12 protein-coding genes are annotated in these 20,031 nt (G+C 36.6%); 10 read left to right on the top strand and 2 right to left on the bottom strand.

What is annotated here, in order from left to right; translation table 11 throughout:
* Positions 1-5 precede the first annotated feature (5 nt).
* From HZI73_RS23530 to HZI73_RS23520, 3 genes are all read left to right on the top strand, one after another.
* A complete protein-coding gene (locus tag HZI73_RS23530) occupies positions 6-2,027 on the top strand; it encodes an ATP-dependent helicase (protein WP_212695777.1) in 2,022 nt (673 codons plus the stop codon).
* A gap of 82 nt (positions 2,028-2,109) precedes the next feature.
* On the top strand, positions 2,110-4,965 hold the full coding sequence (locus HZI73_RS23525) for a hybrid sensor histidine kinase/response regulator (RefSeq protein ID WP_212695776.1): 2,856 nt from the start codon (positions 2,110-2,112) through the stop codon (positions 4,963-4,965).
* Positions 4,966-5,079: 114 nt separating this feature from the next.
* A complete protein-coding gene (locus HZI73_RS23520) occupies positions 5,080-5,382 on the top strand; it encodes a hypothetical protein (protein ID WP_212695775.1) in 303 nt (100 codons plus the stop codon).
* A 165-nt stretch (positions 5,383-5,547) separates the two neighbouring features.
* Here the strand turns inward: HZI73_RS23520 and HZI73_RS23515 are convergent, their stop codons facing one another.
* The gene (locus HZI73_RS23515; RefSeq protein ID WP_212695774.1) at positions 5,548-6,162 is read right to left on the bottom strand and encodes a YesL family protein; all 615 of its coding nucleotides are present in this window, start codon (positions 6,160-6,162) and stop codon (positions 5,548-5,550) included.
* 247 nt (positions 6,163-6,409) lie between these two features.
* Positions 6,410-7,708, bottom strand: a complete 1,299-nt coding sequence (melA, locus tag HZI73_RS23510) for an alpha-glucosidase/alpha-galactosidase (protein WP_212695773.1) — start codon at positions 7,706-7,708, stop codon at positions 6,410-6,412.
* Positions 7,709-7,865: 157 nt separating this feature from the next.
* Here melA and HZI73_RS23505 point away from each other — a divergent pair, with 157 nt between their 5' ends.
* The 7 genes from HZI73_RS23505 (at position 7,866) to trxB (ending at position 19,878) form a co-directional block, all read left to right on the top strand.
* Positions 7,866-8,672 (top strand): AraC family transcriptional regulator, encoded by an 807-nt coding sequence (locus HZI73_RS23505; RefSeq protein WP_212695772.1) that lies wholly within the window; start codon positions 7,866-7,868, stop codon positions 8,670-8,672.
* Between the two features lie 624 nt (positions 8,673-9,296).
* Positions 9,297-11,660, top strand: a complete 2,364-nt coding sequence (locus HZI73_RS23500; RefSeq protein ID WP_212695771.1) for a glycoside hydrolase family 48 protein — start codon at positions 9,297-9,299, stop codon at positions 11,658-11,660.
* 158 nt (positions 11,661-11,818) lie between these two features.
* Complete coding sequence (locus HZI73_RS23495) at positions 11,819-13,909, top strand: glycoside hydrolase family 9 protein (RefSeq protein WP_212695770.1); 2,091 nt, start codon at positions 11,819-11,821, stop codon at positions 13,907-13,909.
* 504 nt (positions 13,910-14,413) lie between these two features.
* A complete protein-coding gene (locus HZI73_RS23490) occupies positions 14,414-16,009 on the top strand; it encodes a DUF342 domain-containing protein (protein WP_212695769.1) in 1,596 nt (531 codons plus the stop codon).
* 24 nt (positions 16,010-16,033) lie between these two features.
* Positions 16,034-17,962 (top strand): GAF domain-containing protein, encoded by a 1,929-nt coding sequence (locus HZI73_RS23485; RefSeq protein ID WP_212695768.1) that lies wholly within the window; start codon positions 16,034-16,036, stop codon positions 17,960-17,962.
* 15 nt (positions 17,963-17,977) lie between these two features.
* Positions 17,978-18,922, top strand: a complete 945-nt coding sequence (locus HZI73_RS23480; protein ID WP_212695767.1) for a tetratricopeptide repeat protein — start codon at positions 17,978-17,980, stop codon at positions 18,920-18,922.
* Between the two features lie 35 nt (positions 18,923-18,957).
* Positions 18,958-19,878, top strand: coding sequence for a thioredoxin-disulfide reductase (trxB, locus tag HZI73_RS23475; protein WP_212695766.1), 921 nt, complete (start codon positions 18,958-18,960; stop codon positions 19,876-19,878).
* Positions 19,879-20,031: the final 153 nt, after the last annotated feature.

Raw genomic sequence — 20,031 nt, 5'->3', positions numbered from 1 at the left:
TGCTGATGGGTTTTGCATTAAATGATAACCAACATTTAGCCGTTTCACATCATCAGGGTCCTATGATGGTATTAGCTGGACCAGGTTCTGGTAAAACAATGGTTATTACCCATAGAATTGCTTATCTTATTGAGCAATGTGGCGTTAAGCCCGAACATATACTTGTCATAACTTTCACAAAAGCAGCAGCTCTTGAAATGGAAAAGCGCTTTGAGCAAATATCAGACAGCAGGCATGGACAAACGGTCAATTTTGGGACTTTTCATGCCATATTTTTTCGTATTTTACAAAGTTATTATGACCTTCAAATTAACCAGTTATTGATGGATGACCGGAAGCTAGAAGTTTTTCGTGATATTGTCAGAAAACTTCATATCGAGTATGCAGATGAGAACGAATTTATCGCAGATGTGATAAGTGAAATATCGTTAATGAAAAGCGAATTGATACAGATTAAATATTATAACCCAACATCATGTTCAACGGACATATTCAAAAAAATCTATGGTTTGTATGAAGCCTTTAAACGGGAAAAGAAGATGATTGATTTTGATGATATGCTGGTGAAATGTTATGCCTTGTTAAAGCAAAACAAGGAAGTCCTTACCTATTGGCAGTCACGTTTTCGGTATGTTTTAATTGATGAGTTTCAAGACATTAATCGGGTCCAGTATGCCACCACTCAGATGCTTGTGTCTCCAGAGAATAACCTCTTTGTTGTAGGCGATGATGATCAATCCATTTATAGTTTTCGTGGGGCTAAGCCAGAATTTTTACTGAGTTTTCCAAAGGATTATGAGCAAGCACCATGTATCGTTCTGAATACAAATTACCGTTCCACAAAACATATTGTTCAGTCAAGTAAACAGGTTATCATGGAAAATAAAAAAAGATACATGAAGGACATGGTCACCCATAACAATTTGGGAAAACATCCTATTGTTGTAGAAGCAAAAGATAGCCATGATGAAGCCAAACAAATGGTTCATCATCTATTAGCCCTTAAGAAAAAACATCAGATACCCTTATCAGAAATAGCCATCATCTACCGCACAAACATCCAGTCAAGAGCTATTATCGATATTTTCTTAGATATGCATATTCCTTTTATTGTACGGGATAAAGCTGCTCTGTTGTTTGACCATTGGGTAGCAAGAGATATCATGGCCTATCTACGACTTACATGCAACATCAAAGACGGTGAAGCTCTACTGCGCATTGTGAATAAGCCAAAGCGCTATGTGTCCAAAGCTGCAATAGCTATGATAAAGAAAGAATACGATGATGTCTTGGGTGGACTTTATCAGTATTATCAAGATAAACAGTGGATGATTGATCGCATAGAAGAAATGCAATATCATCTACAATGTATGAGAAAAAGGTCCACATCAGAAATGATTGAATATATACGTAAGGCTATTGGTTATGACCAATACCTGCAAGATTATGCTGCTTATCGCAAAATCAGTGTGGATGGCTTGTACGAAATCCTTGGAGAATTAAGTGAAAGCGCTCGACTTTTTGAGCAGGTTGACGCATGGTTTGCACACATTGAAGCCTATCGTGAGAAAATGGAAGAAAGCAATAAGATGGACTTGAGCAAGGATGCTGTAACACTCACGACCATGCATGCATCAAAAGGTCTAGAGTATAGGGTTGTATGGATTATTGGTGCAGTTGAGGGGCTTTTACCCCATCAAAAATCCAATCGTGATAAAGATATTGAAGAAGAGAGAAGATTATTTTACGTAGGTATGACACGTGCTAAAGAATACCTCTATATTTCCTACGTGAATGAACGTTACCATGAGTCTACGAAACCATCAAGGTTTTTAACTCAGTTGTGTACCTATTTAATGGGAGATTTAAAAGTTAATGGTACGATCCAACATAAAAAGTTTGGTAAAGGTATCGTGTTAGCAATGGATGAGGATACTGTTGTGGTCCAATTTAAAAAATCAAAGGTTACATTAAATGTGAAACATTGTATGGAGAATCAATTACTTAAGGTAGCAGGAGAAAACTAAATAGTATAATACCTCCTGTTATCATGTTTAGGTAGACACATGGATGGTTAATTTGGGATAATTTTGTGCAAGAGGTGTTAATATGGACACGATTCAGATCGTTAACTTGTTTAGTATTGTTTCTTGTTTTATGTGGTTATTAGTTTTTATTTGTCTCTATGTGAAGGTCACTAAGAAAAGTAAATATTTTCTATATTGGATTATCAGTATGGTATTCTACATGGGCTATTTAAGCACCAATCTTCTATGTGGGAAATACCTTATACCGGATCAATCCATTATAGGACTTGTACTACTCGGTACCAGTTATTTGTTTACCATCTTGGGTATTGAATTTTTTGTACCCATTCGATGGCGGAGAAAAATTAACATTGTATATATCCTTGTCATGGCCTTTATTATTGGAACAAAATACATAGGCTATGACTATCTCATGATATTTTTTGTCTACATGGGCTTTTATTTTGTATACATAGGCATGGCATTATATTGGACCAAGAAGTCCCATAATTACATATGCGGCAGTTTCTTTTTACTCTGGGGGATTTTCAATTTTTTATGCCACATATACTTGAAAAGTGGGGATCTTGATGTGTACCTCTATATTACCAATCGGTTGTTCTTCATATTTTCTGATGCCATATTAATCATTTCTTTTATTATCAAAAAGTATAAGGATTTTGAAATTGACATGGAGAACATTGTCAGTATATTTAAGGCGTCATCTGTAGGTCTTGAACTCTATAATGCAGAGGGAAAATTGATTGTGACAAATCCCATATGTCTGAAGATGTTTGAAATTGATGCCAAGGAAAATATCTTAGGGATTAATATTTTTAAGAAATACAAGATGGCCAAGAGGAGCCTTGAACAAGTTAAGAGTGGACATGACGTTAGCTTTCGTATGGAATTTGACTTTCATGATGATCATGAAACACAGCTTAATCATACGATGAAGGACAAAAAATATCTTGAAGTAAGAATAAGTATCTTAGGCCCTAATCGGCTTCGGCCAGAAGGTTACTTTGTGCAAGTACAAGATATAACAGAACATATTCATTCATCCCACCAACTGGAAGAACGACTAGCTTTAGCGGTCCAAAGCGCCAATCTCTACGAATGGGATTGGTATGCAAAGAGCAATAATCTCTATATAGATCCTGGCTTTGCTGCTTCTTTGGGATATGATGGTGAACGATTCAATGGTGATAGTCATGTGATAACAACTTATATCCACCAAGATGATATGATGAAGGTCATTAAAAAGCTGGAAGAACATTATGGACAAGAAACAGAAACATTCATGTGTGAATGTCGAATCCGTCATAAAGATGGACATGATGTATGGTATATGGGAATGGGGGCAGCCATTGAACGAGAAGCGGATGGTAAACCCATCCGTATGGTGGGCATGGTGCAGAGTATTGACCGACTAAAAGCATCAGAATTAAAACTGCTTCGCAGTGAACAGAAGTATCGTTCATTATTTGAAACCATGCTTAATGGTTATATACGTATGGAAAAAATCTATGACCATGAAGGACAAGTGATGGATTATTTATGTATAGAAACCAATAGTTCATTAAAAGAAATCGTAGGCTATCATGTGGCCATAGAAGGAAAAACATTAAAAGAAATTCTTAAAACAGAAACGTATTGGGTGGATTTATTGGATGAAATGGATGCCATAAATGAGAAGAATCGTGTGGAGCAATATTCCAGAACCTTAGGTAAAATATTGGAGGTGGTCTTACATCCCTTTGGAGAGGACCAAATCATTCTGATTATTCGAGATGTCACCAATGAGCGTAACTTAGAAAACATGGTACGTCAGACAGAGAAGCTATCTGCTATTGGTCAACTGGTTGGGGGAATTGCCCATGATTTTAATAACCAATTGATGGCCATAGGGGGAGCCATATCCATTATTAAAACAAAATGTTATACAGGAGATTGCCGAAAATATATTAACTATATTGAAAAGTGTTCTAATAATTCCGCTTCACTTGTGAATCGTTTGCTGACATTTTCCAGAGAGTCAGATTATGAAATGGTTCCCATTAATATACACGAGATTATCTATAGCGTGGTAGAAATCTTAGAAAGGAGTATCGATAAGAAAATAGATATTACGATAGCACTAAAAGCTGAGCAGTGTATGGCTTTAGGTGATGAAAGTCAAATTCAAAATACATTGCTGAATATTGGGTTAAATGCAAGAGATGCTATGGTCAATGGAGGTAAACTTGTTTTTCGAACCTATAATAGTACGGAAGATCGTGATAAAAATAGGGGAACAAATAAGGACTATATTGTTGTGGTTATTTCCGATACAGGCATTGGTATGAGTGAAGAAGTAAAGGAACGTATTTTTGAGCCATTCTTTACCACCAAAAGCATTGGAAAAGGCACAGGGCTTGGACTTGCTATGGTTTTTGGGATTATTAAAAGCCATGGCGGTTATATTAGTGTTAATTCTGTTATGAATGTGGGTACAGATTTCACTGTGAAAATACCCGTTATAGATACGGTAACCATGGTACCCCTTCAAGAAAAAGAGGGATTAATCAAAGGTAATGAGAAGATCATGGTCATCGATGATGAAACCATTCTACGGGATTTGATAAAAGAAATGTTAGAGATGTTAGGCTACCAAGTCATCACATTTGCTGATGGTTATCAAGCATTAGCCTATTATAGAGATCATTGGTATGATATTCATCTTGTTTTATTGGACTTAGTCATGCCAAAGCTTAGCGGCGAAGAGTTGTTTGAAGGTTTATATGACATTAACCCTGGTGTAAAAGCGGTATTTTTATCCGGCTATGGTCTTGAAAATATTGATGAATCCATTCGCAGCCGTATTAATGGATTTATTAATAAACCCATTAAAATAGAGGAATTATCCATGAAGATTAGAGAAATGATCGAACAGTAAAATTCTGGGAATGAAATATGGATAAGCGTAATATAATAAGTCAGGGATTAATTTCTCTGACTTTTTGTGTCATGTAAACAAGCAAATGAAAACACGCATTTACAAGGAGGTGGTATGTTGCAAATATTAGCAGCAAATACATTACGAAAAGGGTGTAATAAGTCTTACATCCAACAAATTACATTAGAAGATGGCATCACAAAAGATTTCATTGAATACCTTGGTGAAGTAGGCCATGTGGATTACCATATTCAGTTTCCTAGGGTTTTCTTTAAAGCAACCATGCAGGGTCACTTTATTATGAGTGGTGCCCTTAACCGTCGTATACTAGAGGTTATATATTTAGACAAGGATTATGGTACAAGTGCTAAGGAATTAGAAGACTTACTTGCTAATTACGAAAATAAACGAATGTAAGATTCTTTTCTTCGACATGGATACCGACTTAGCTATTTCCGTAGATGTAAGCAAAACTTCATTTACATATAAACCAAAAGGGAGCAGTCATAAGCACTCAGGGTATTCTACCATAAGGTGCTTATGACTGCTCCTTTATTTATAAGATACATATGATCCGTTAACTTACCATACACTGGTATCATACTTAGCGATGATACGTTTCATAATCAAACGTGCTGAAATATAGCAAACAACTGCAATCAGAACAGCAACAAGAATGGGGCTAATGTAAAATGGTGATAGAATTAATACCACAAATACAGCACCACATAATATGCTTGTGGGCAAATGCTTATTGGCTAAGATAAAAGAATACTTAAATAATTTCTTAATACTCAAATCAGACATTGCTAGAAGTGGGAAGATATATAATGTCATAATGAACATTTCAATTGTTATACTAAAATAAATAGGTAATAGCCACTGGGCATCCAGAAAACCTCTTGTTATGGATGTAATATTAAAGTACATTAAAACATATAAAAGGACAAGTATAAGCCATATAATGGTTGACTTGATAAATTTATTTTTAAAGGTGGTAAAAAACGTTCGAAAAACATACCCTTCTTCTTTTACCAATGCTACATAGCATGCTGCATATAAACTTGTTGTTGCTGCACCTATGGTAATACCGAGACCAAACATGGATATTAGCGTCCATATGAGTCCTAATACCATAATGTCAAATACAAAACTACCTATTTTCTGAAATGGTCCATCAATGTTAAAAAAATTCATTATGTATCCCTCGCTTAATATATTTTTGAAAATATCCTCTCACAATGACTTTGAATCTCATACAGCTACAATATTTTAATAAAATAATGCGTCCATATGAGATAATAATAATATTATCATAGATAGACGCATCATTTCAATGTGTAAAATCATGTAACTTTGGTTGTTTTTTTGTATATATTGTACACCTTTAGAAATGGGTCGTTAATATGCATAGATAATACTAAAGGCAAGGGACTAATTTGTATTATTTGTACTTAGGTAACCAGTCACCATGTGCACCAATGAGATCGTCACACATGCTTCGAATATCATCAATGGATAATTCACTTGATGTATGGGGGTCAAGCATAGCTGCCTGGTAAATATAGTCTTTTTTACCCGTTAAAGCTGCTTCTACTGTTAACTGATGTACATTCACATTGGTACGATTAAGAGCTGCTAGTTGAATAGGAAGATCACCAATATAACAAGGTGTAACACCGGATCGATCCACTAAACAAGGCACTTCAACAACGCAATCCGATGGCAGATTGGTAATAAGACCTGTGTTCATCACATTACCGCCAATCTTATAGGGTTGATTCGTTTCCATGGCTTCAATAATATAGGAACCGTATTCATGGGTCCTTTCATGGGTAAGCACGGAGTTGTGTACCAGTTCATGGCGTTGCTTTTCCCATTCCTCTATCTGATTAACACATCGTCTAGGGTATTCATCTAGAGGAATATTAAACCGCTCAATCAGTTCAGGGTATCTATCTTTAATAAAATATGGCATATATTCAGCATTATGTTCACTGGATTCTGTGACATAATAACCGAATTGCTTCATGATCTCATAACGAACCATATCGTCATGAGGTCCTTCTTTAGCAAGTGCTAATTTTTTGATTTCAGGGTATAGGTCTTGACCATTGTTGGTAATCTCCAGTAACCAAGCCATATGATTAATACCTGCTATCTTCCACTGGACATGGTCTTTTTCCATATCTAATCCTTTTAATAACCCGGATGCACATACTTGGACACTGTGGCACAGACCCACTGTTTTAATGGAGGTAGCCTTTAACATAGCTAAAGTCAGAATGGACATTGGATTTGTATAGTTAAGTAACCATGCGTCCGGACACACTTCTTCCATATCCTTAGCAAAGTCCAACATAACGGGGATGGTCCGTAAACCTCTAAAAATACCTCCGATCCCCAGTGTATCAGCAATTGTTTGACGAAGGCCGTATTTCTTAGGAATTTCAAAATCGGTCACGGTACAAGGCTCATATCCTCCTACTTGAATAGCATTAATGACATATTGGGCATCTCTCAGCGCTTCCTTTCGATTGGTATAGGATACGATGTTAGCCCGATTGTCATTCACGTTATTGTTGATGTTTTTTAACATCATTTCGGATTCAGCCAGACGCTTTTCATCAATATCGTATAAAGCGATGTGGGAATCTCTTAATGCTTCAGAGAGAAGACAATCTCCTAAAACATTTTTAGCAAATACAGTACTACCAGCACCCATAAATGTAATTTTTGGCATGACATAATCCTCCTTGAATGATTATTGCGTATTAGGTTACTTTAATAAGTATAATATAGACCTTTTTTTCATGTATTACTATGGTATTATGTTTGAAATATATGGTGAAATGTTGTATAACTATAAGTAGACTTGTTTATTATTGGAGGTGTTGAACATGAAGGTGCATCCAAAGAAAGATCCTGCAGAATTGGTTTTTTATACCAGTGGAGAAGAAGCATGTCTGCCAGGTCATGGTTATGGTCCTGCCATTAGGGATCACTATCTTATTCATTTTGTAACGGAAGGAAAGGGGACTTTTGAAGTCGGTCAACACATGTATCATCTAAAAAAAGGACAGGCTTTTTTGATATGTCCGAATGTTATAACATATTACAGAGCAGATGACTCAAGACCATGGTCTTATATGTGGATTGGTTTTGCTGGCCATATGGCTATAACCTATTTGCAGAAGGCTAATTTAGATAAAGACCATTTAATTTTTTCATATAAAAAAGACGCTATTATCAGCCATATTCAACAAATTAATGTGTATAACCGTTTGAGTCCTGGAAGAGAATGTATGGTACTGGGTCACCTATACGCCATATTAGGTCAAATGATAGAAGATGCCATGTTAATAGATGATGACGCAGAGTATCATAACGATTATGTAAAGGAAGCAAAAGGGTATATTGGTGCCAATTACTCAAGAGATGTTACGGTGAATGAAATAGCAGCTTATCTCTCCATTAACCGAAGTTATCTGTATGCCCTTTTCATGGAGGAGATAGGTGAATCACCTAAGACATATCTGACCCAATATCGATTACAAAAAGCACATGAGCTGATGAAAAACTCAAGCCTTAATATCGCTCAGATTGCTCGATCTGTCGGTTATAAGGATCCCTTAACTTTTTCTAAAGTGTTTAAAAAACACTTTCATATGTCTCCGAAGCATTATCGGCGGTTTTATCCTCTATAGGAAATGGGTAAAATCGGCCTTTAATGACTACCCATATTCCGACATGGAATTTATTAGATTTACTATAATTTCTTTAGAAATGAATGCATGCTTTTGTTACTTATTATAGATTCATAGAGAAAGCCAAAAGTCATTTTAGGTAATATGTTTAAACGCAATATGACATGTGTTTTGGAGGAAATGCTGTATTATTTTTTTGTTGTAAATAATGACGTTTAATTTCCGTTTATTGGAAATATTTAGACTATAAAGCAATTATATTTTATGGCAAAGTAATAGTCTTAATATTTATATTTTGTATAATTTTAACCAATATTTTATTTTATTTATTTTTTTGATTGAAAAATCATGCGCATCATGATTAACTACATATGACAAGTAATATACGGGCTAACCCGTTTTTGACCTTGTACGCATATGGTACATCTATAATTGTAAGATGCTTTTTTTCTGGCTGAACAATTATAAAAGTATTCAAGGGGGTGATGTAATATCGGATATCCCTTGACATAAGAACCACTTCTTAATACTTAATTAATACGCTATTCATGCTTATTATTACATGTTAATGCGATATATCATTGACACAATTTGTAATAAAATAAAAATAAGGAGCTATTAATTATGAAAAAAAGAATAAGTTTGCTGATTTTAGTCACCATGTTATTATCCACTGTAGCGATACCTGCTTATGCAGAATCAAAAGTTAGTGGCGACACACTTAATCGACAGCGGTTCATGGAATTATACCATGAACTCCACACGAAGGATAATGGCTATTTTAGTGAAGACGGTGTTCCTTATCACACGGTGGAAGAATTAATTGTTGAAGCAACAGATTATGGTCATGTGGTAACGTCAGAAGGTTTTAGCTACTATTTATGGTTAGAGGCCATGTATGGTAAATATACAGGTAACTGGGAGCCTTACAAAATTGCTTGGAAAGCGACAGAAGCCTATATGATTCCTTCTAAGAAAGACCAACCAACTATGAACTATTACAATCCTACATCACCTGCAACAATTGCAAAAGAATATGCTACACCAGAATCTTACCCCTCGGAACTGTTGTTTGGTACACCAACCGGCAAAGACCCTATACATAATGAACTTGTCCAAGCTTATGGTGACCAAGTGTACGGTATGCACTGGTTGTTAGATGCTGATAACTGGTATGGCTATGGAAAACGTGGTGATGGTACGTCCAATAACTCGTTTATTAACACGTTCCAACGAGGACCAGAAGAATCAACTTGGGAAACGATTCCACAGCCATCATGGGAAGTATTCAAGTGGGGTGGACCTAATGGTTTCTTAGATTTATATACCATTGATGCCAATTATTCGAAACAATGGCGTTATACCATTGCATCGGATGCAGATGCTCGAGCAGTTCAAGCCTCTTATTATGCCAATAAATGGGCAAAAGAGCAAGGGGCTAGCGTGACAGATGAAAATTCAAAAGCCATTAAAATGGGTGATTGGTTAAGACAATCATTCTTTGATAAATATTATAAAAAAATAGGCGCTACCAACATTAATGGTGATAACGGAACAGGTATGGATAGTGCTCACTACCTTTTAGGTTGGTATTATGCTTGGGGCGGCGGCATTGGACAAGGTGCTAATTGGGCATGGAAAATTGGCGGATCACATGTTCATTCAGGTTATCAAAATCCAATGACAGCCTATATCCTAGCAAACGATCCGGATTTTGAACCTCTATCCACCAACGGAAAAGCACATTGGGCAACATCCTTGGATCGTCAATTGGAATTCTATACGTGGCTGCAATCAAAAGAAGGTGCCATTTCTGGTGGTGCCACAAACATGTGGAATGGAGACTATTCACCACGACCTGCTAACGTACCTACATTCTATGGCTTAGCTTGGAAAAAAGCACCTGTGTACGTGGATCCAGAAGATAGCAGATGGTTTGGCATGCAAACATGGACCATGCAGCGTGTGGCACAGTTATATTACGAAACAGGTAATCTAATGGCTAAAAACTTGCTGGATAAGTGGGTACCATGGGCAATATCCCAAGTAAAATTACATGCAGATGGCACCTATGAAATACCATGCAATTTAATATGGACAGGTCAGCCAGACACATGGACAGGTACGTCTACTGGCAACCCAAATTTAAGTGTTACAGTGGAAACGTGGAATCAAGATATTGGTATTACGGGTTCTTTGGCTAACACGTTAACGTATTATGCCAAAAAAGCCAATGATACAGCTGCTCGTGAAATGGCAGAAGAATTGTTAAATAGAATGTGGACAAATTATCGTGATGAAATCGGTATTGCTGTTGAAGAAACAAGAGCAGACTATCGCCGTTTCTTTGATAAATCCACAACAACTATTCATGTTCCGAATGGATGGACAGGTAAGATGGCTAACGGCGATGACATTAAGCCAGGTATTGGTTTCTTAGATATTCGTTCAAAATACAAGAGTATGCCTGAATTTGGAAAAGTACAAGCTGCTTGGGATAGTGGTGATTTTGAAGCCAATGCACCAACATTCACTTACCATAGATTCTGGGGACAAGTGGATGCAGCTGTTGCTTATGGCACCTATGCCATGTTATTTGAAGATGCTGGAACCATTCCAGACCCAAATCATCCTAACTGGCCAACAGCCCCAGGTGAAGAGCCTACGCCAATAGCAGCTTTAGATGTTAACCTAGCCATTACCCAAGATTGGGGAAGCGGAAGTAATGGTGAATTAACCATTACCAATACAGGTGATGTACCTACTGCAAGTTGGTCTTTAGAAATGAAAACGAACATTGTGATTAATACATTCTGGACAGCTACTATAATGTCGGGAAGTTCGGACGGTCACTATTTCATTAAACCAGCAGCTTATGACCAGGTGATTCAACCTGGAGAATCCAAAGTGCTCGGTTTCTCTAGTTCATCAGGTAATGTTCAAAACACTGCCCAAATTACCAGCTATACATTTACAGTAACAGAGTAACGGAAAAGGGGCATCAGCCCCTTTTCATCAACTTTTAAGAAAGTTTTCTCAATAGCATATGAAACAGAAGCATTTTCATATGCATTAAGGGTACTTTCCTAACGATACAACTTGCTTCGCAAGACGCGACATAGTCGCTTTGATATAAGGAGGTTCTTATGAAAAAATTTTGTTCGGTCGGTATGACAGGTATTCTGTTTGTTTTAATCATGATAACATCTTTACATCAAGATGTTACGTCCATTGCAAAAACAGACTATAATTATGCAGAAGCCCTCCAAAAATCCATTTATTTTTATGATGCTAATAAATGTGGACACGGTATAACGGGAGGCAGGCTTGAATGGCGTGGTGATTGTCATGTTGAAGATGCAGCGATTCCACTGGATACTACCCATACGAATTTGAGTCAATCCTTTATTAATGCTTATAGGCATGTTTTAGATGCTGATGGTAATGGTACCATGGATCTAAGTGGTGGTTACCATGATGCAGGTGATCATGTTCGTTTTGGATTACCACAAGGTTATGCAGCATCAACATTGGGCTGGGGCTATTATGAATTTAAAGAAGCTTTTACAAAAACCAATCAAGACCAGCATATGCTGGAAGTTTTGAAATGGTTTACAGATTGTTTCCTGCGCAGTACATTTGTAGATGAATCAGGAAATGTTATTGCTTATTGTTATATGGTTGGAGAAGGCAATGACGATCATAGTTATTGGGGTCCACCTGAACTTCAGCTTGTTTCAAAATATCCAAGACCAGCCGATTTTGCTACTTCAGAAACACCTGCCAGCGATCAAGCGGCACAAGCTTCAGCAGCCTTAACCCTCATGTACTTAAATTATAAGGATATCGACCCAATCTATGCTAACGAATGCTTAGATAAAGGTAAAGCCCTTTATACCTTTGCAAGAAAACATAGAGGTCTTGGAAATGGTGATGGTTTTTATGGCTCAGGTTACGATGAGGATGAATTAGCTTGGGCAGCTGTTTGGTTGTATACGGTTACAGGCGATTTAACCTATATCCGACATATTGATGCCGTTGATGATCAAGGTAACTATACAGGCTATATGTCCAGGATTATTACCAACACGTCCAACACATGGCAAAACATATGGGTGCATTGTTGGGATGTTGTATGGGGTGGTGTTTTTACAAAGTTAGCCGGCCTATTTCCTGACAACAGTCAATTTGATTATTTTTCAAGATGGAATCTTGAGTATTGGACGGGAGGTGCCGTTCCACATGAAGATCCGACAGATACCAATTATTTATATAAAACACCACATGGCTATGCCATGATTAATACCTGGGGTTCTGCCAGATACAATACCGCAGCTCAACTCTGTACCCTGGTCTATCAAAAATATCATCCAGAGGCTACGGATTTAACGGATTGGGCTAAGGGACAAATGGATTATCTTTTAGGTGATAATCCAATGGGTTATGCCTACGTAGTAGGTTTCACAGATAAACATGCCCAACACCCCCATCATCGAGCCGCCCATGGATCAAAAACCAATAGTATGCTGCAGCCAGAAAACCATAAGCATACATTGTGGGGTGCTCTGGTAGGTGGTCCGGATGCAAACGACTACCATAAAGACGATATCACCGATTATGCCTATAATGAAGTGGCTATTGATTATAATGCGGCTTTTGTAGGCGCTCTAGCTGGCCATTATCTGTTATATGAACAAAATGATGTCCCTCTAAGTCAATTTCCAATATTGGAGCCTTCAGTGGATGAATATTATGCAGAAGCCAAGTTGGAACAAGATAATAATCAACGGACCCAAATCACCATTACCATTCATAATGAAACGGTTCATCCACCAAGATTGGAAAATGATATGGCATGTCGTTATTACTTCAATATCAAAGAACTGTTAGATGCGGGACAAACCATTGACGATGTTCAATTCCAAATCATGTATGATGAGCAAAGTAGCTTAGGAGGAGAAACCACGTGTACAGGACCTATAAAGGCAGACGATGGTGGTACTTATTACATGGAGTTTAAATGGAAGGATCAGCAGATCTATGGTGATCGGGATATTCATTTTGCTTTGGTAGCTAAACAAGATGCAGCATGGACAACCCATTGGGATTCCAGCAATGATTGGTCAATGACAGATGTAACGTCTACACCCAAGAAGACGGCTTATATACCTGTCTATGTACATGGTCAATTGGTGTATGGACATGTGTCAGAACCTGTGCCACCTTATCATCAATGACCAAACAATGAATCATAAACGATAATAGGTATTGGCTTTCGTGGATTCCTTGTCACATATTGACGGTTATCCCTTAAGCGTTATTAACTAAACCCAAACACAGTGGCCATGTATTGCCAGTGTTTGGGTTTTATTTTTTATAACAACATTGACATGTTCATAAGCCTAAATAATGGCTTAACCTTTCCATAAAATAATCGTAAAGTTTTAAGAGATATGTGTCGATATAAAATATGGAGTTGTGTCTTTATGCATGCCTATCATTTAAAAAAAATTAAATTAAGGAATATTTTTTCAATTTTTATATTGCTTTGGATATCAAAATAAAGGTATAATAAATAATAGCAAAAATAGAGAGAGATTTTATGACATGAACATAAGGATGGCGCTTAAGCATTCGCTTCGTTATTGAGGCGATAGAACCCATTCTCCTATGTGAAAGGTCAATCATATATTTGGGATGAACGTTTAGTATTATTTATGATGAAATGGGGAGGACTCATTGTGTTTAGTCAGGTAATATTTTCGAATGAATACTTAGAACTTATAGAGAAAGAAGAACGGTATTATGTCAGGGTTTTTGAAAAAGGATTTAACATGAAAGATTTTACGGCGATCATGTTAGAATATCCAAGAATTAACCTGACCCATTTTGGTGCCTTGGGTTCTGCAATTGCGTTAGCATCTGGAAAAATTATTAGCATCGGTATAAAAAAGCCTTTGGTTGAGGTATCTGTTAGTAAAGACCGTTTAAAAGGTTATGTTGTCATTAACATGACTCAACAAGCATTTGATTCAAAGGACAAATCTGAACTGGTACAGTACATTATGGAAGCTATAGATCAATCTAAGATTGTATATGGTATTGATGTTCATGATATTATCAATGACATAGAGCCGTTAAAAAAGATACAGGTAGCTGAAGGCGTACTACCAGTACGTGGCGAAGATGCGCAAGTTAAGCTCTATGAGGTTGAAGATGTCAAACCTCAGATGATAGAAGACGAAACAGTCAATCATTATGAACTGAATCTCATTAATAAGGTAGAAAAAGGTGCATGGTTAGGTGAACGTATTGAACCAAAGCCAGGTGTACCTGGTAAGACTGTGTGGGGAGAGGTTATACCTGCCCAAGCAGGAAGGCAAGTGCAACTTGAGTACGATAAGAAAACAGTTACTCAGAAATACGATGAAGAAGAGGACAAAACGTTTTTATATGCCAAGAGGACAGGTGCCGTTATTTACCAAAATAATGTCATTGGCGTTTGTAATTTCTTAGAGATAGATGGTAGTGTTTCTTTCAAAACAGGAAACATTGATTTTGATGGGATGGTTGAAATCAAAAAAACCATTGAAGATAATTTCATCGTACGAGCGGATCACGATATCCAAGTTATGGGCGATATGGGTGTAGGTAGTGTGGATACCATTGAAAGCCGTGATGGCAATATCTATATCCGTGGTGGTATTGCTGGTAAAAATAAAGCGAAGATTAAGTGTAATGGCGATTTATATACGAAGTTTGCATCAGAATGTACCATTGAATGTGATGGAACCGTTAACATAGGGTCCTATGCCATTAACTGCGATATAAAAGCTAAAGAAGTCATTTTAGAATCCTATAAAAGTCGTATTATTGGTGGTACCATTGAAGCGGATATAAAAGTTCAAGCTGGCGAGATTGGCAATCGTACAGAATCGTATACGAAAATCCAGATTAATGGTTTTAACCGTAAGAAAATTAAAGAAGAATATGACACGATTTTATTAACCATTAGCAAAGTTAAAGAGAAAATAAATCATATCAAACAAAAGTTATCCATCTATTCTGTAGGGCATTTGAACCAAGATCAAAAACAACAATATGAAAAACTAAGTGAGGAATTTGAATACTTTAAAAAGAATTTAAAGCTACTATATAATAAGCAAAAAAAATATGTGTCTTATTTACATGCTAAGGGTGAAGGAGAACTTAAGGTGAGCAGTTGCTTATATCCCAATGTCTCCATTACCATTAAATCCCATACAAAGCATAATAGTAAGTATGTCAAATTTCCCATCTCCTATTATGTCATAAACAATGAATTGATTAAGGCATAGAATAAAATGGAAGAGGGCTAGCGTATGGCTTATGAAAAAATGTTAGATAAAATATTAGAACAGCATAAACAAAATGAAGATATAAGTAAAAAAGTATATCGTTATACAGGATTGGTTCATGCTATCGAATTTTTTTCCCAAAAATTTAACTTAGGTCATGTAGAAGATTACATCTATGCATTTACCAATGAATTATTACTACCTGATCAAATAGCACTTTTTGTAAAAAAAGGTGCAAAGTATAAATTAAAACATGTTCATGGATATGAGCAAAGTGATTGTATCTTCTACGATGATAAGTCTTATGATGAGCTCATTTACTATCATAGTGGCTTATTGACCAATGAAAAGATTGAAGACTATTTTCCAAAAGAGGTATTGGAAAATTACCCTGCCCTAATAGCCATTCCTCTTATTATGGACCGTGATTTGTATGGTATTATCTTTCTCAATCGGCTGCAAGATACATTTGCTGATGATGATTTTATTATTGCTAATGCGTTAATGAATCTATACGCTGCCGCTTTAACGAACCATAAAAATTACGATGATCTATTGGATATGAGCAAGCAATTAAATGAAAAATTGTTTAATCTATTTGCAATCAATCATTCATCAAAGGCGCTCCTTAGCCAATTGGATTTAAGCACATTATACGAGTTATCCATCAGTGCCTTTTCAGAACTGACACAAAGTAGTTTTACTACTTTTTTCTTATATGATGAACTAACAGAAAGCTACCGTTTAATGAGTCTGAAAGATGTCTATAATTCAAAACTAATCATGTTCATTAATCTATATCCGACACGCCCTATAGATGATATCCAGGTTGGGACATTAACAGACATGAATGATTTAGACCAACGGCAGGCTTTTTTTAAGTTATTTAAAAAAGCGAATGAGAAACTTCAAGATATAAAAGCCCAATATATTGTATCCATTAAAAAAGATCAACGCCTAATTGGGTTTGTGACACTCGGTCCCAAGACCAATAATAATCCTTATGAAAAGAGTATATTTGAACTCATAGAAAGCCTTGCTTCATCAACCTATATTGCCATATCGAATGCTAGAAATTTTCATCAAATAATGAAGCAAAAAGAAGTGATGAACAATAAGCTAAATAGGATTGTTCAACTCAATGTGCTCATGAAGCATATTAATGGGGCCAAGAGCAGTGATCAGCTTCTTGAATTGACCCTCAGTACAATGAGTGTGTTATTCGGTGTGACAAGTGGTTTTATTGCCTTGTATCATCAAGAAGAAAACACACTTACTATACAAGAATCCATCCATATTAACGGGGATCTAAAGACAATACCCATGGTGCAAGATTTCGAACCCCTTAAAAAAGGTGAAAATATCATCTATAACAGTGAGGCAGATGTGGAACGTATATTTCCTTCTCATGTGGTGGAAGCCTTTGAGGGCAATTATAGCGGTGCCATCATGGTGCCAATATTTGTCGAAGATAATGAGTTGAAACTTCTAGGGGTTATTGGTATACTAGCAATTAGAGATAAAATATTAGGTGATGAAGAAAATATAACGACCCTTGAATTTATCGCTAGTCATATTGCATCGGTACTTTATCAATTTTATACCTTACAGCAAGTTATTGATCAGTACAAACCTGACTATCAAGTATTATTATTACAAGATTTGAAAAAAGGCATCGTTGAAGCAAAAGAGTTTAAAATGGCGTTTAAGGTTGTACATATTTGTTTGAGTCAAACATATCAATTTCAGAGGGTGTCTCTGGATGAATTAGGGGCATTGTATAAAAGAATATATCCTGTGGATAATGCCAATATATTTGTTTTTGCCTGTGACCAACATCCAATACAAAATATAAGTCATGTACTAGGTGATGATGTCATCTATCGTCAATATGAACTAGGTAGGGATTTTAATACAGTGGACGAATTTCTACAGCATTTTAATGAAGCCTAGGTGCCAAGGGGACGTATGAAAGCGAGACCAAACATGAAACAATACCATATTGACAATTACATCGTATTAGGTAAGAAATACTTTGAAGAAGATAATCTGGACCAAGCACTCTTTTATTTTAATAAAGCTTACCAATTGGGACGATTCAAAGACATTGATTTAATGCTGGATATGGCGATTATCTATGATGAACGCAATGAATTTCACAAGGCTTTTAACATGTATCAAGAAATTATTGCCTGTGACGAATCAGAAGCAAGAGCTTACTATGGTATAGCCATACTCTATGACCATCAAGATAAGTTCAACGAAGCCATAAGGTATTATCAAAAAGCCATAGCCTGTGACCCCTATTACGTTAAGGCTTATTTTTTCCTTGCCTATGCCTATGATAGTGTGGGAGAGGAAGACAAAGCAATAGAAAATTATGAAAAAGTCTTGGCACTCGATCCGGATGATTTTTGGTCCCTTGTTAACCTGGGTGCCATCCATGAAAATCGTGATAACATCGAAGAAGCCATAACGCTTATGGAAAGGGCATTGACCATTGATGAGGGACATCATATGGCTCTTTTTAACATGGGTGTCCTCTTATCCAAGCAGCAAAAAATACATGCAGCCAAAGCCTATTATCAGAAGACCATTAAGATAACAAAAAACTATCCCTATGCCTATCTTAATTTAGGTGTTATTTATCGAGACGAAGGTCGTTATGATAAGGCAATTAGCGTATTTACTGAAGGGATTATGCATAACCAAGAAGCTGTATTCTTATACTATAACCGAGGATGCTGTTATTTGAAGGTTGATCGTATAGAAGCAGCAGAGCAAGATATTATTAATGTGTTAAAAAAATACCCAAAGATGGCAGATTATGTACAGAATGATCGTGAACTTCAGGAACTAATCCACTACTCAGATGTGATTAAAAACATATTAGAACAGAGTGAAGTGATTTAGAGTATCTTGATGCACATTAAAAGGAGTGAAGACTGATGTCGGAGATTTATGATTTAGTCATTATTGGTTCAGGACCATCAGGCATGGCAGCAGCTATATATGCCCAAAGAGCCATGTTAAAGACTGTTGTTCTAGAAAAAGGAATACCTGGCGGACAGGTTGTAAATACCTATGAAGTGGACAATTATCCAGGCATTCCAGATATAACGGGATTTGAACTCAGCACCAAAATGCGTGAGCATGCAGAGAAATTAGGTATTGCTATTCAAACAGAAGAAGTCATGGACTTACAATTAGATGATCCTGTCAAGAAAATTATCACATCCACAGGGGGTTACCAAGCCAAAACCATTATTTTAGCAACAGGTGCCCGCTGGAAAAAGCTTGGTGTCACTGGTGAAGAAGCTTTTACAGGTCGTGGTGTATCTTATTGCGCCACATGTGATGGTGCTTTCTTTAGGAACCTCACAGTAGCTGTCGTTGGTGGTGGTGATGTAGCTGTTGAAGATGCAATTTTCTTATCACGTATGTGTAAAAAAGTCTATTTACTCCATCGTCGCGATGAATTACGTGCTGTTAAAATATTGCAAGAACAGTTATTTAAGCAAGAGAACGTTGAAATTCTTTGGCATACAGAGATGAAAGAAGTTGCTGGTGGTGCCCAAGTAGAGAAAATTATGGTCTACAACAACAAAACAGAAGAGACATATGAGCTTCCTGTGGATGGTGTCTTTGTCGGTATTGGAACAGAGCCTAATTCCAGGTTAGCTATTGATAAAGTGACCTGCGATGATAGAGGTTATGTTATCACAGGTGAAAGCTGTGAAACAAGTGTCAAAGGCGTATTCGCAGCAGGTGATGTGAGGCAAAAAACACTGCGTCAGATTGTAACAGCAGCTGCAGATGGGGCTATATCTGTTTATGGAGCAGAGCGTCATATATTAGAAAATTTTTAGTCATAACCATAATAAAAAGACTGCATGGTGAAGTGCAGTCTTTTTGCTAGGCATTTTTATGATCATCATCATAAAAACGTATGTACATATTGAACGGTTGTTGATGTGACATGATCCCATGTCCAATACATCATGTTGATTCAACGCAATTAT

The organism is Vallitalea pronyensis, assembly GCF_018141445.1.
GTDB classification, from domain to species: Bacteria; Bacillota; Clostridia; order Lachnospirales; family Vallitaleaceae; genus Vallitalea; species Vallitalea pronyensis.
Note: the sequence above shows the minus strand (reverse complement) of the source record. Positions and strands in the feature narration are given on the sequence as shown.

What these genes read in the sequence shown, in the direction of transcription:
- HZI73_RS23530 (WP_212695777.1), top strand. Translation starts at nt 6, where the DNA reads ATGGGTTTTGCATTAAATGATAACCAACATTTAGCCGTTTCACATCAT.
- HZI73_RS23525 (WP_212695776.1), top strand. Translation starts at nt 2,110, where the DNA reads ATGGACACGATTCAGATCGTTAACTTGTTTAGTATTGTTTCTTGTTTT.
- HZI73_RS23520 (WP_212695775.1), top strand. Translation starts at nt 5,080, where the DNA reads ATGTTGCAAATATTAGCAGCAAATACATTACGAAAAGGGTGTAATAAG.
- HZI73_RS23515 (WP_212695774.1), bottom strand. Translation starts at nt 6,162, where the DNA reads ATGAATTTTTTTAACATTGATGGACCATTTCAGAAAATAGGTAGTTTT.
- melA (WP_212695773.1), bottom strand. Translation starts at nt 7,708, where the DNA reads ATGCCAAAAATTACATTTATGGGTGCTGGTAGTACTGTATTTGCTAAA.
- HZI73_RS23505 (WP_212695772.1), top strand. Translation starts at nt 7,866, where the DNA reads ATGAAGGTGCATCCAAAGAAAGATCCTGCAGAATTGGTTTTTTATACC.
- HZI73_RS23500 (WP_212695771.1), top strand. Translation starts at nt 9,297, where the DNA reads ATGAAAAAAAGAATAAGTTTGCTGATTTTAGTCACCATGTTATTATCC.
- HZI73_RS23495 (WP_212695770.1), top strand. Translation starts at nt 11,819, where the DNA reads ATGAAAAAATTTTGTTCGGTCGGTATGACAGGTATTCTGTTTGTTTTA.
- HZI73_RS23485 (WP_212695768.1), top strand. Translation starts at nt 16,034, where the DNA reads ATGGCTTATGAAAAAATGTTAGATAAAATATTAGAACAGCATAAACAA.
- HZI73_RS23480 (WP_212695767.1), top strand. Translation starts at nt 17,978, where the DNA reads ATGAAAGCGAGACCAAACATGAAACAATACCATATTGACAATTACATC.
- trxB (WP_212695766.1), top strand. Translation starts at nt 18,958, where the DNA reads ATGTCGGAGATTTATGATTTAGTCATTATTGGTTCAGGACCATCAGGC.